Annotated in this window: 10 protein-coding genes and 1 pseudogene; 2 read left to right on the top strand and 9 right to left on the bottom strand. The window is 70.4% G+C overall.

Going from position 1 to position 12,223, the window contains the following annotated elements:
- Positions 1 to 85: 85 nt before the first annotated feature.
- The 6 genes from ABTX78_RS25705 to ABTX78_RS25680 form a co-directional block, all read right to left on the bottom strand.
- Positions 86 to 922, bottom strand: a complete 837-nt coding sequence (locus ABTX78_RS25705) for a shikimate dehydrogenase (protein WP_352209160.1) — start codon at positions 920 to 922, stop codon at positions 86 to 88.
- Positions 906 to 2,654: an endolytic transglycosylase MltG gene (mltG, locus tag ABTX78_RS25700; protein WP_352209159.1), complete on the bottom strand. Its 1,749-nt coding sequence runs from the start codon at positions 2,652 to 2,654 to the stop codon at positions 906 to 908. Before mltG ends, ABTX78_RS25705 begins: the two co-directional genes overlap by 17 nt.
- Positions 2,655 to 2,758: 104 nt before the next feature.
- Positions 2,759 to 3,223, bottom strand: coding sequence for a Holliday junction resolvase RuvX (gene ruvX, locus ABTX78_RS25695; RefSeq protein ID WP_352209158.1), 465 nt, complete (start codon positions 3,221 to 3,223; stop codon positions 2,759 to 2,761).
- Positions 3,223 to 5,892 (bottom strand): alanine--tRNA ligase, encoded by a 2,670-nt coding sequence (gene alaS / locus ABTX78_RS25690; protein WP_352209157.1) that lies wholly within the window; start codon positions 5,890 to 5,892, stop codon positions 3,223 to 3,225. Before alaS ends, ruvX begins: the two co-directional genes overlap by 1 nt.
- Positions 5,892 to 6,239, bottom strand: a complete 348-nt coding sequence (locus ABTX78_RS25685; RefSeq protein WP_352209156.1) for a DUF6167 family protein — start codon at positions 6,237 to 6,239, stop codon at positions 5,892 to 5,894. The genes alaS and ABTX78_RS25685 overlap by 1 nt, the downstream gene beginning before the upstream one ends.
- Before the next feature lie 6 nt (positions 6,240 to 6,245).
- Complete coding sequence (locus ABTX78_RS25680) at positions 6,246 to 6,677, bottom strand: DUF948 domain-containing protein (RefSeq protein WP_313947465.1); 432 nt, start codon at positions 6,675 to 6,677, stop codon at positions 6,246 to 6,248.
- A 158-nt stretch (positions 6,678 to 6,835) separates the two neighbouring features.
- Here ABTX78_RS25680 and ABTX78_RS25675 point away from each other — a divergent pair, with 158 nt between their 5' ends.
- Complete coding sequence (locus tag ABTX78_RS25675; RefSeq protein ID WP_352209155.1) at positions 6,836 to 9,040, top strand: ATP-binding protein; 2,205 nt, start codon at positions 6,836 to 6,838, stop codon at positions 9,038 to 9,040.
- A gap of 46 nt (positions 9,041 to 9,086) precedes the next feature.
- Here the strand turns inward: ABTX78_RS25675 and rpsD are convergent, their stop codons facing one another.
- Positions 9,087 to 9,701 carry a 30S ribosomal protein S4 gene (gene rpsD, locus ABTX78_RS25670; protein ID WP_352209154.1) on the bottom strand — a complete coding sequence of 205 codons (615 nt, stop codon included), beginning with the start codon at positions 9,699 to 9,701 and terminating at the stop codon, positions 9,087 to 9,089.
- A gap of 188 nt (positions 9,702 to 9,889) precedes the next feature.
- Between rpsD and ABTX78_RS25665 the strand changes: the two genes are divergently transcribed.
- The gene (locus tag ABTX78_RS25665; RefSeq protein ID WP_352209153.1) at positions 9,890 to 10,582 is read left to right on the top strand and encodes a DUF2470 domain-containing protein; all 693 of its coding nucleotides are present in this window, start codon (positions 9,890 to 9,892) and stop codon (positions 10,580 to 10,582) included.
- A 22-nt stretch (positions 10,583 to 10,604) separates the two neighbouring features.
- On the opposite strand, the gene ABTX78_RS25660 is transcribed toward ABTX78_RS25665, so the two are convergent.
- Complete coding sequence (locus ABTX78_RS25660) at positions 10,605 to 11,966, bottom strand: replication-associated recombination protein A (RefSeq protein ID WP_352209152.1); 1,362 nt, start codon at positions 11,964 to 11,966, stop codon at positions 10,605 to 10,607.
- Positions 11,967 to 12,020: 54 nt separating this feature from the next.
- Positions 12,021 to 12,223 (bottom strand): annotated as a pseudogene (locus ABTX78_RS25655) (vitamin K epoxide reductase family protein); the annotation flags it as partial.

The following is a 12,223-nucleotide window of genomic DNA, read 5'->3' as shown; positions in this document are numbered from 1 at the left end:
CACGGGTAAGGACGGCCGGACGGCGCCGCGAGGCGGGCCTCGATCCGGACGGCATCTCCAGCGGCCTTCGAGCGCCCTGCGGCTTCTAGCGGGCTTCCAGCGCCCGCTCGCCCGCGGCCCGCATCACGGCGAGGGGAGCCGGTGCGCGGCCCGTCATCCGCTCGACCTGGAGGACCGCCTGGTGCACCAGGAGGTCGAGGCCGCCGACGACCGCGCCGCCCCGTGCCGACCATCCGGCGGCCAGGGCGGTCGGCCACGGCTCGTAGAGCACGTCGAAGAGGGTGCCGGGCCGGTCGGGCACTTCCGCCACGAGGTCGTCGGTGGCGCCGGCCGGGGTGGTGGCGACGACGAGCGGCGCCCGGAGTGCCGCGTCGGCCTCCGCCCAGTCGGCGATGCGGACGTCCACCCCGAGCCGCTCGCCCCAGCCGCGCATCTCGGCCGCCCGGCCCGCGCTGCGTACGTACGCGGTGACGGGTCCGGTGCAGATACGCGCGAGGGCGGCGAGGGCGGAAGAGGCCGTCGCTCCGGCGCCCAGCACGGCCGCGGAGTCGACCGTGCCGACGCCGCGCTCACGCAGGGCGGCGATCATGCCGGGAATGTCGGTGTTGTCGCCGAGCCGCCGGCCGTCCTCGGTCAGGACGACCGTGTTGACGGCCTCCACGGAGGCGGCGGTGTCGCTCATGCCGTCCAGCAAGGGGATGATCGCCCGCTTGAGCGGCATGGTCAGCGACAGGCCTGCCCAGGAGCTGTCGAGCCCCTTCACGAAGTCCGGCAGCGCGTCCTCGTCCACCTCGAACCGGTCGTACGTCCAGTGGGTGAGGCCCAGCTCCGCGTACGCGGCACGGTGCAGCACCGGGGAGAGCGAGTGGGCGATGGGCGATCCGAGGACCGCCGCACGCCGTGCCTCAGTCGTTGCGGGCATCGAACTTTTCCTTGAGCTTCAGGAACTCGTCGTGGGTCTTGGCGAATTCCGTCTTGTCCTTGCCGTCGGTCGCGACGAAGTACATCCAGCCGTCCTTCGTCGGATTCAGCGCCGCCGCGATCGCCGCGTTGCCGGGGTTGCTGATGGGTCCCGGCGTGAGCCCCTTGTTGGTGTACGTGTTGTAGGGGTCCGGGTTGGTGTTGATCTCCTGCTCGGAGATGTCGATATTGCTCTCGCCCTTGAGGTAGTTGAAGGCCGAGTCGAACTGCAGTTCCTGGTTGGTCTCGGTGTTGGTCGGCTTCAGGCGGTTGTAGACGACCTCGGACATCTTGCGGAAGTCGTCGTCCGTCTTGCCCTCGACCTGCACCAGGCTGGCGAGCGTCAGCAGCTCCCACGGGCCCTCGAGCCCGAGGCTCTTCGCCTTGTCCTCCAGACCGGCCTTCTCGTACTCCGCGTTGGCGCGGGCCACCATCTTGCGGAGCACGGCCTCGGGCTTGTTGCCCTTGGCCGCCGAGTAGCTGGCCGGGAAGAGGAATCCTTCCAGCGGGTCCTTGACCTTGGGGCGGTTGAGCGCCCACTCGGGCAGCCCGAGGTTCTTCGCCTCTTTCCTCGCGACCGCCTTCGTGGTGCCCGCAGGGAGATCCAGCCGCTGGTCGATCTCGGCGTAGACCAGGACGCTGCGCCGGCCCTCGGCGATGATCAGGTTGTTGCGGCTGCCCGGGCTGAGCATCAGTTCGACGACGCTGGCCGCCGACATCTCCTTTTTCAGGACGTAGTTGCCGTCCTGGATGGTCTTGCCGTCGGGGTTCTTCTCCTGCGCGGACACGAACGCGTCCACGCTCTTGATGACACCGCTGTCCTTGAGGATCCTGCCGATCTCGTACCCGCCGGCGCCCTTGGGGATCTCCACCTCGACGGAGCCGGTGCCCTCGCCCGAGTAGTCCTCCGCGGCGCCGAACTGGCCCTGCCAGAACTGGTAGCCGAAGTAGCTGACGCCGCCGAGTCCGCCCACGAGGACGAGCGAGACGACCAGGCACGCACAACCGTTGCGGCTCTTCTTCTTGGTCTTCCCGCGGCGCTCGTTGCCGCTGCCGCGCCGCGTCTCGCGCGGGTCGTCGTCGTAGGCCCCGTCGTCGTCACGGCCGTCGTCACCGGTGAAGAAGGGGTGGGTCTCCTCGCCCTCCTTCGCCGCCTCCGTCTCCCACTCGGTGGGCGCGGGCTCCGGCTCGGCCTGCCGCCGGCCCGGGGGCTGCGGCGGCGGGTAGGCCTCGGGGGTCGCGTAGTAGTCGGCCTCCTGGCGGCTGTTGTAGCCGGGAGGCGGGCCGCCGTAGGTGTCTGCGGGGTCGCCCGGGTAGGGCATGGCCGCGTGCTGACCCGTGTCCCAGCTGCCGTCGTGCTGCTGCGGGTGCTGCTGCTGGTGCTGCGGGTGCTCCTGCTGGTGCTGGTTCTGCTGGGCGTACTGCTGCTGCTGCGCGTACGCCTGCTGGTCGTAGCCCTGCTGGTCGTAGCCCTGCTGCTGGTACTGCTGCTGGGCGTACTGCTGCTGCTGGTACGGGTCCTGGGGTCCGTAGTGCTGCTGCGGCTGCGGCTGCTGCGCGTACTGCTGGTGCGGCTGCTGGCCGTAGGCGGCCTGGCCGGCCGCCGCCTGCTGCCCTTCCCATCCCGCGTCGCCGTACAAAGGGTCATCGGGATGCCACGGTTCGGAGCCGGGGCCCCGGCCATAATCAGTCATCGATCCCCTAGGGCCGCGAGGCAGGCTTTGACGCGTCCCGCCTCTTTGCTGAGCGACAGCTGTTCGAACACCGCCGCGTCGCGCGGAACGTTACCGTATCGCGATCAGACAACCACTTCGACGGACTCGCCGGGAGCCGTTCCCGACGCCCGTTCGGACTCCAGAGCGTTCTGAAGAATCACCACAGCGGCAGCCTGGTCGATGACAGAGCGGCCCTTTTTGGACTTCACGCCCGAAGCGCGGAGTCCCTGACTGGCCGTCACTGTGGTCATCCTCTCGTCCACAAGTCGCACCGGAAGCGGTGCGATCCCGCGAGCGAGCTCCTGCGCGAAGACCCGGATCTTGGCCGCTGCGGGCCCCTCCCCGCCGCTGAGCGAGCGGGGCAGGCCCACGACGACCTCGATCGGTTCGTACTCCTCGACGAGCTGCCGCAGCCGCCGGTGGGCGGCCGGGACGTCCCGTCCCGGCACGGTCTCCACCGGCGTCGCGAGGACCCCGTCGGGGTCGCACGAGGCGACCCCGATACGGGCATCCCCGACGTCGATCGCGAGACGGCGTCCCCGGCGCATCACGCGGTCTCGGCGACCAGGCGCTCGACAGCGGCCACGGCATCGCCGACGGCGGCCGGGTTCTGCCCGCCGCCCTGCGCGACGTCCGGCTTGCCGCCGCCTCCGCCGCCCAGCGTCTTGGCGGCGGTGCGCACGAGGTCTCCGGCCTTGAGACCGCGCTCGCGGGCGGCCTCGTTGGTGGCGATGACGGTGAGCGGCCGGCCGTTCGCCGTGGTGAACAGAGCGACGACGGCGGGACGGTCGCCCGGGATGCGGCCCCGGACGTCGAGGACCAGCCTGCGCAGGTCGTCCGCGGAGGTGCCGTCGGGCACCTGACCGGTCACAAGGGCCACGCCGCGTACGTCCTTGGCGCTGTCGACGAGCCCGGCGGCGGCCTGGAGGACCTTCTCCGCGCGGAACTTCTCGATCTCCTTCTCGGCGTCCTTCAGCTTGCCGAGCATGGCGGCGACCTTCTCCGGCAGCTCCTCGGAACGGCCCTTGACCAGCTCCTGGAGCTGGGCGACGACCGTGTGCTCCTTGGCGAGGAAGTTGTAGGCGTCGACACCGACGAGGGCTTCGATACGGCGTACACCGGAGCCGATCGAGGATTCGCCGAGCAGTTTCACCAGACCCAGCTGGGCGGTGTTGTGCACATGGGTGCCGCCGCACAGCTCCTTGGAGAAGTCGCCGATGGTGACAACGCGCACGCGCTCGCCGTACTTCTCGCCGAACTCGGCGATGGCACCCTGCTTCTTGGCCTCGTCGATGCTCATGACCTCGGCCTGCACGTCGAGTTCCCGGGCGAGGACCTCGTTGATCTTCTGCTCGACGTCGGTGAGGACCGTGCCGGGGACGGCGGCGGGAGAGCCGAAGTCGAACCGGAAGCGGCCCGGCGAGTTCTCCGAACCGGCCTGGGCGGCCGTCGGGCCGAGAGCGTCGCGCAGCGCCTGGTGCGTGAGGTGCGTGGCGCTGTGGGCGCGGGCGATGGCCCGGCGCCGGGTGACGTCGATGGCGGCATAGGCGGTGGCGCCCAGCGTCACCTCGCCGACCTGGACCGACCCCTTGTGCACGGAGACACCGGGAACCGGCTGCTGGACGTCGCGTACCTGGATCACGGCGCCGGAGTCGAGCCTGATGCGGCCCTGGTCGGCGAGCTGGCCGCCGCCCTCGGCGTAGAAGGGGGTCCGGTCCAGCACGACCTCGACCTCGTCGCCCTCGGAGGCCGCGGGCGAGGGCACACCGTCGACGAGCAGGCCGACGACGGTCGACTCGCCCTCGGTGGAACCGTAGCCGGTGAACTCGGTGGAGCCCGAGTTGTCGGCGACCTCGCGGTAGGCGGACAGGTCGGCGTGGCCGGTCTTCTTGGACCGGGCGTCGGCCTTGGCCTTGTCCCGCTGCTCCTTCATCAGGCGGCGGAAGCCGTCCTCGTCCACGGACAGGCCCTGTTCGGCGGCCATCTCCAGGGTGAGGTCGATGGGGAAGCCCCAGGTGTCGTGGAGCAGGAAGGCCTTGTCGCCGGCGAGCACCTTGCCACCGGCGGACTTGGCGTCGGTGATGGCGGTGTCGAGGATGTTGGTGCCGGCCTTCAGCGTCTTGAGGAAGGCGGCCTCCTCGGCGAGGGCCACGGTCTCGATGCGCTGCCGGTCGGTGATGAGTTCCGGGTACTGCTCGCCCATCTTCGTGATCACGGTGTCGGCGAGCTCGGCCACGACCGGGCCGGTGGCACCGAGGAGACGCATGTTGCGGATGGCCCGGCGCATGATGCGGCGCAGGACGTAGCCGCGGCCCTCGTTGCCCGGGGTGACACCGTCCCCGATGAGCATCACGGACGTACGGATGTGGTCGGCGACCACGCGCAGCGAGACGTCCGAGCCGTGGTCGGCGCCGTAGCGCACCCCGGTGAGCTCGGTGGCCCTGTCCATGACGACCCGCAGGGTGTCGGTCTCGTACATGTTCTGCACGCCCTGCAGGATCATGGCGAGGCGCTCGAGACCGAGACCGGTGTCGATGTTCTTCGTCGGCAGCTCGCCGAGGATCGGGAAGTCTTCCTTGCCCTCGCCCGGGCCGCGCAGGTACTGCATGAAGACCAGGTTCCAGATCTCCACGTAGCGCTCGTCGTTGACGGCCGGGCCGCCCTCTTCGCCGAACTCGGGGCCGCGGTCGTAGTTGATCTCCGAGCACGGGCCGCAGGGTCCGGGGACGCCCATCGACCAGAAGTTGGGGCCCTTGCCCAGACGCTGGATGCGCTCGGCCGGCACGCCGATCACGTCGCGCCAGATCTGCTCGGCCTCGTCGTCCTCCTCGTAGACCGTGATCCACAGGCGGTCGGCCTCCAGGCCGTAACCGCCGTCCTCCAGGGAGTTGGTGAGCAGCTCCCAGGCGAACCTGATGGCGCCTTCCTTGAAGTAGTCCCCGAAGGAGAAGTTGCCGCACATCTGGAAGAAGGTGCCGTGCCGGGTGGTCTTGCCGACCTCTTCGATGTCCGGCGTACGCACGCACTTCTGCACACTGGTGACGCGCTGGGCGGGCGGCTTGACCTCGCCGAGGAAGTACGGCTTGAAGGGAACCATGCCCGCGGGGACCAGCAGCAGAGTCGGGTCGTCCGCGATGAGCGACGCCGAAGGCACGACGAGGTGTCCGCGCTCCTCGAAGAAGCGCAGCCAGCGGCGGCGGATTTCAGCCGACTCCATCAGTGGTCCTCATTCCGGTTGTGCGATGTGTAGGGGTGCTTGTCGTGCTTGCCCAACGGGTTCCGCGGCGGCTCGACGGCGGCGAGGCGGCGCTGCGCGGGCAGTTCGGGGCCGCCTGGCGGGGTCCCGAGGCCGAGCGCCTCACCCAGTTCGCTCTCGCGCTGCACCATTGCGGCCCGGACGTCGAGCGCGAAGTCCTTGAGCTTGTGGCCCGCGTCGATCGCCTTGTTCGCGGCCTGCGCGGCGAGGCTCTCGGGTGTCAGCTGCCTGAGCTTGCGGTTGACCTTGGTGGTGGCCCAGACGCCGGCTGCGGCGCCGGCGGTGAACCAGAACGTGCGGCGGAACATGGTGCGTCAGCCCCTCTGCTTCTTTCGCCGGGCAGCCGGCACGGTACGGCCGACGATCACCGACCGGCGGGACGGCTCGGGTGCCTCCCCGTCGCCCTTGCGGCTCATCGCCCGGCGCACGCCGTAGCCGAAGGCGGCAACCTTGACCAGCGGGCCGCCGAAGGTGGACGCGACGGTGGTGGAGAGCGCGGAGGCGTTGGAGGTGACTTCCTGGACGTCGGTCGCGATCGCGTCGACCCGGTCCAACTGCGTCTGCGCGGAGCGGACCGTCGCGGAGGCGTCGGACAGAAGCGGCACTGCCTGCTCGGTCACGTCCGCCACGAGCCGGGTGGTCGCCTTGAGCGTCTGGGCCAACCTCACCAGGACCACGGCGAGGAAGGAGACCAGGATCGCCCAGAAGACGGCCACCAGGATCCCGGCAACCTCTCCACCGGTCACGCTGCACCGCTCTCTGCTAGTCGCTGAAACACGTCGGAAAACGTCCTCCGACCCTATCGCGCCCAGGGTCGCACCCCGTACCGCATTACCAGGCGGGCCGAGGGAGTTGTGCAAGCAGATTGTACGGAGTGCTTATACGCCGGTACGCTCCGTGTCCTATGCGGCGCACCTCTCGCAATGGCCCTTCGCCCGACGATCACTCCCCGCCGCGGGGCCGTCTCCCGGCGGAACTGACCCCGTTCGTGGGCCGGGCCGGCGAACAGGCCGCGCTCGCCCGGTTGATCGACAGCGGCGCCCGGCTGGTCACCGTCGCCGGGACGGGCGGCGTGGGGAAGTCGCCGCTGGCGATCCGCGTCGCGGCCGGGCTGTGGGAGCAGGGCAGCCATCGCGACGGGGTGTGGCTGTGCGAGCTGTCCACGCTGTCCGACCCCGGGCTGCTCGCCCATGCGCTGGTCGCCGCCCTCGGCATCACCGATCACACCCGCAGACCGCCCCGCGAGGTCCTCCTGGCCCACCTCGCGGAACGCCGGCTGCTTCTGGTGCTGGACGGGTTCGAGCAGTTCGTCGACGACGGCGCCGAGCTCGTATCGGATCTGCTGCGGCACGCGCCCGGCCTTCAGGTCCTGGCGGTGAGCCGCCGTTCGCTGCGGCTGTCGGGCGAGGTCGTCTTCCCGCTGGCACCCATGACGGAGAACGACGCGGTGCGGCTCTTCGCGGACCGCGCGGCGGCGGTGCTGCCGCACTTCGGGCTGTCCGACGGGAACAGGGGCGCGGTACGGGAGCTGTGCCGCCGTCTCGACGGGATCCCCCTCGCGCTGGAACTGGCGGCGGGCCGGCTCTCCGCCCTCTCCCTCGACCAGCTGCTCCGGCGGCTGGACGACCGCTTCCTGCTGCTGACCGGCGGCAGCCGGGGTGCGCTGCCGCGCCATCAGACGCTGCGTACGGCGGTCGGCTGGAGCCATGAGCTGTGCACTCCCGAGGAGCGACTGCTGTGGGCGCGGCTGTCCGTGTTCGCCGGCCAGTTCGATCTGGAGGCCGTGGAGTACGTCTGCAGCGGCCACGATCTCCCTGCCGAACAGGTGCTGGACGTGCTCTCCGGGCTGCTCGCGCAGTCCGTGGTCTTCCGTGAGGAGACGCCTGCGGGGGTGCGCTACCGCATGCTCGACACCGTCCGCGCGTACGGAGCCGAGTGGCTGGAGGCCCTCGGCGACTCCCCGCGGATGCGCAGGCGGCACCGGGACTGGTACGTGGGGCTGGCCACGTGGTGCGAGCTGGAGTGGTTCAGTCCGCGGCAGGCGGAGGTGGCGGACTGCACCGACAGCGCGCTGCCCAATCTGCGGGCCGCGCTGGAACTGTGCCTGGAGTCCGCGGAGGACACGCATCTGGGCCACCATCTGGCAGGCACGCTGTGGTTCTACTGGGCCGGCTGCGGCCGGCTCGCGGAGGGGCGGCACTGGCTGGACCGGGCCCTCGCGCAGGCCGGGGACCACGAGGAGGCGCGGCTCAAGGCCCTGTGGGTGCTCGGCTATGTGGCGATCCTCCAGGGCGACAGCCCGGCGGCCGCCGGTGCGCTGCACGAGTGCCGCGAGGAGGCGGCCCGCACCGGCAACCCGACGGCCGCGGCGTACGCCGTCCACCGCATGGGGTGCCTGGCCCTGCTGTCCGACGACATGCCGCGCGCCGAGGAGCTGCTCCGCTCGGCCCTCGCGGCCTACCGGAACCTCGGCGAACTCAACAGCAATGTCCTGATGGGCCAGGTCGAGCTGGCCATGGCGCTCGTCTTCCAGAACCGTCTGGAGGAGGCGGTCCGGCTGTGCGAGGAGGTCCGGGAGATCTGCGAGGAACGCGGCGAGTTGTGGACGCGCGCCTATGCGCTGTACGTCCTGGCCTACGCGGCGTGGACGGGCGGCGACCACGTCCGGGCGCGGACCCTGCTCCGGAACGCCGTCGTCATCGACCACCGGTTCAACGATCTGGTGGGCCTGGTGCTCGCGATCGAGCTGCTGGCGCTGGTGACGGCAGGCGAGGGGGACCCGGCGGAGGCCGCGGTGCTCCAGGGCGCCGCGTCGCCGGTGTGGGGTGCGGTCGGGATGCCGCTCTTCGGCTCCGGCCACTTCAGCGGGCCCCGGGCGCTGTGCGAGCAGCAGGCCGGCCAGGTGCTGGGGGCGGAGCGGTACGCCTCCTGCGCGCGGGAGGGCCGGGGGCTGTCGCTTGACGCGGCGGTGCGCCGGGCCCTCGCCACACCGGAAGGCCCGTCGGCGGCCAGACCGGGCAGGCCGCGTCCGGTCCGTACGGCGACGTCCGTGGAAACGCGAGAGCCCGCCGGCTCCCCCACCGGAAAGGGCGGGGAAGCGGCGGGCTGAAGCGTGGTGAGTCACTCTCCCGGCGGTCGCCGGGAGGGCCCCTGAATCAGCGGGCGTAGTACTCGACGACCAGCTGCTCGTCGCAGATGACCGGAACTTCCTTGCGCTGCGGGTCACGGTCCAGGCGGAACGCCAGGGCCTTCAGGTTGACCTGCAGGTAGCGCGGGGTCTCACCGTCGGCGGCGAAGCCACCCTCACGAGCGACCTGGAACAGGTTCTTCTCGCGGGAGCGCTCGCGGACCATCACAACGTCGTCGGGACGGACACGGAAGGACGGCTTGTCGACCTTGCCACCGTTGACCTCGATGTGGCCGTGGACGACCATCTGGCGGGCCTGGTAGATGGTCCGGGCGATGCCCGACCGCAGCACGAGGGCGTCGAGGCGACGCTCGAGCTCGATGACCAGCGCCTCGCCGGTCTTGCCCTCGGCCTTGCGCGCGCGGTCGTAGGCGCGGGCCATCTGGCGCTCACTGATGTCGTACTGGGCGCGCAGACGCTGCTTCTCGAGCAGACGGACCTTGTAGTCCGAGTTCTGCTTGCGCCCACGGCCGTGCTCGCCCGGCGGGTAGGGGCGGGCTTCGAAGTACTTGACAGCCTTCGGCGTCAGCGCGATACCGAGCGCGCGAGACTTCTTGACCTTGGGACGCGACTGGTTAGGCACGTTCTCCAGACCTCCGTTGTAGGTTAGGTTAGGCTCACCTTACTCAAGGAGATCGCATGTCTCGCCCTGGGAACACCAAGCGCATCACGGACAGCACGAAAGAAGCCGACGCTGCTCAGAGCGTCGAGGCGACGGAGGTCCGATCAGCTCATGGTCAGCCGCGTCCCAGCGGGCTTGAAATCACTCGGATGCCGTCAGCAGCCGAGCGCACACGAACTCTCGTACAGAGTACATGCTCCGCGGTACTGCTCATTCCCGGTGTGGACGTCACCCGGCCGGAGCAGCTGACCCCGCAGGCACGCGTGGTGGGCACCGACGGTGAGGTCTTCCTGCTCTTTCCCGCGGACTCACCGGCCGTACGGGCCGCGACCCACGCACAGGACGACGAGCTGTCCGCCGTGCTGGAGATCACGGACGTCGCGCCGATCTCGGTCCCCCATCGTATCCGCGGGCGCGCATGGGTCACCGGGTGGCTGACCTGCGTCCCCGGCCTCGCCGAACCCGGCGCCATGATGCTGCGGCTGGAGATCGGCGAGCTGCGCGTGGACGATCTGTGGGGTGTGTCGAGCGTCGAGCCGGAGGACTTCGCCCGGGCCGCCGTCGACCCGCTGGTGTCGTACGAGATCGAGCTGCTCCAGCATCTGCACTCCGTCCACGGTGATCAGGTGCAGGGTCTGTGCGGACTGCTCGGCGACCGGGCCGAGGGGATGGACGGGGACGGACAGCGGGCGGTGCCGCTGGCTCTGGACCGCTTCGGGCTGCGGGTGCGGTTCGTCGGCGAGCGCTGCTTCGACGCGCGGTTCGACTTCCCCGAGCCCGTCCGCGACGTCACCGAGCTGCGCCGTGCGATGCACACGCTCTTCGAGGCCGCCGCGCCCTGACTGCACGGCGCGCGGCAGGCGGTCAGTCGCCGGCGGTGCCACCGCGCAGCCGCTCGCGGACCTTCTCCACGACGTCCGCATACCGCGCCTCGGCGCCGTAACGCGTCGGCTCGTAGTACCGCTTGCCGTGCACCGCGTCCGGGGCATACTGCTGGGCCGCGATCCCGCCGGGCACATCGTGCGGATAGACATACCCCTGGGCGTGGCCGAGCTTGGCCGCTCCCTTGTAGTGACCGTCCCGCAGATGCGGCGGGACAGGACCGGCGAGACCGGCCCGGACATCGGCGAGCGCGGCACCGATCGCCGTCGTGGCGGTGTTCGACTTCGGGGCCAGCGCCAGCGCGATCGTGACATGGCTGAGGGTGAGCGCCGCCTCCGGGAAACCGATCATGGCCACGGCCTGCGCCGCGGCGACCGCGGTCGGCAGGGCCGTCGGGTCCGCCAGGCCGATGTCCTCGCTCGCCGAGATCATCAACCGCCGCGCGATGAAGCGCGGGTCCTCCCCCGCCTCGATCATCCGCGCCAGATAGTGCAGGGCCGCGTCGACGTCGGAACCGCGGATGGACTTGATGAGCGCGCTGGCCACGTCGTAGTGCTGGTCGCCGTCACGGTCGTACTTCACCGCCGCCCGGTCGACCGTCTCCTCGACCGTCTCGAGCGAGATCTCCTTCTCGCCCTTGTCGAGGGTGGCGCCCGCGGCGGCCTCCAGAGCGGTCAGGGCCCGTCGGGCGTCACCGCCCGCGATACGGAGCAGATGCGCCTCGGAGTCGGCGGGCAGGGTGACCGCCCCGCCGAGGCCGCGCTCCTCGGTGAGCGCCCGGCGCAGCAGTCCCGTGAGGTCCTCGTCGGTCAGTGACTCCAGCGTCAGCAGCAGCGAGCGGGAGAGCAGGGGTGAGATCACCGAGAAGTAGGGGTTCTCGGTGGTGGCCGCGATCAGCGTCACCCAGCGGTTCTCCACGGCCGGCAGGAGGGAGTCCTGCTGGGCCTTGGAGAAGCGGTGGATCTCGTCGAGGAAGAGGACGGTCTCCTTGCCGAAGCCGCCGGCCGCGCGTCGGGCCCCGTCGATGACGGCCCTGACCTCCTTGACGCCCGCGGTGATCGCAGACAGCTCGACGAAGCGCTTGTTGGTCGCCTTGGAGACGACATAGGCGAGCGTCGTCTTCCCGGTGCCGGGCGGGCCCCAGAGGATGACGGACGCGGGTCCCGCGGGACCTCCGCCGCCCTCGCCGACGAGGCGGCGCAGCGGCGATCCGGGCTTGAGCAGATGCTGCTGGCCGACGACTTCGTCGAGAACACGCGGACGCATCCGGACGGCCAGCGGACTGCTGGACGGATCCTTCTCCTGGCGTTCTTCGGCAGCTGCGGTAAAGAGGTCGGGCTCCACGCTGTGAAGCCTATGTCAGCGCACTGACAACGCTCCTCGGCTCCCCCGCCCCGCTCAGCCGGTCCAGAAGTCCCACCAGCGGGTCAGGATCAGCATGCCGATGATCCCGATCCACAGCACCGGCGGCATCCAGTGGAACTCCAGCAGACCACTGCGCAGCCTCTCGGGGACCTTGATCACTCGGTGCCTGATGTTGTGCACGGTGACGTAGCAGAACATCACGATGGTCGCGGCCCACGCCAACGAGCACCACAGAC

Origin of the sequence: Streptomyces sp. NPDC096193, from assembly GCF_040302905.1 — a bacterium.
In the GTDB taxonomy this organism is placed as follows: Bacteria; Actinomycetota; Actinomycetes; order Streptomycetales; family Streptomycetaceae; genus Streptomyces.
This window is presented reverse-complemented; position numbering and strand designations above follow the sequence as displayed.

Bases quoted from the DNA above. Each gene is read 5' to 3' on its own strand.
- ABTX78_RS25705 (WP_352209160.1), bottom strand. From the start codon at position 922: ATGCCCGCAACGACTGAGGCACGGCGTGCGGCGGTCCTCGGATCGCCC.
- mltG (WP_352209159.1), bottom strand. From the start codon at position 2,654: ATGACTGATTATGGCCGGGGCCCCGGCTCCGAACCGTGGCATCCCGAT.
- ruvX (WP_352209158.1), bottom strand. From the start codon at position 3,223: ATGCGCCGGGGACGCCGTCTCGCGATCGACGTCGGGGATGCCCGTATC.
- alaS (WP_352209157.1), bottom strand. From the start codon at position 5,892: ATGGAGTCGGCTGAAATCCGCCGCCGCTGGCTGCGCTTCTTCGAGGAG.
- ABTX78_RS25685 (WP_352209156.1), bottom strand. From the start codon at position 6,239: ATGTTCCGCCGCACGTTCTGGTTCACCGCCGGCGCCGCAGCCGGCGTC.
- ABTX78_RS25675 (WP_352209155.1), top strand. From the start codon at position 6,836: ATGCGGCGCACCTCTCGCAATGGCCCTTCGCCCGACGATCACTCCCCG.
- ABTX78_RS25665 (WP_352209153.1), top strand. From the start codon at position 9,890: ATGCCGTCAGCAGCCGAGCGCACACGAACTCTCGTACAGAGTACATGC.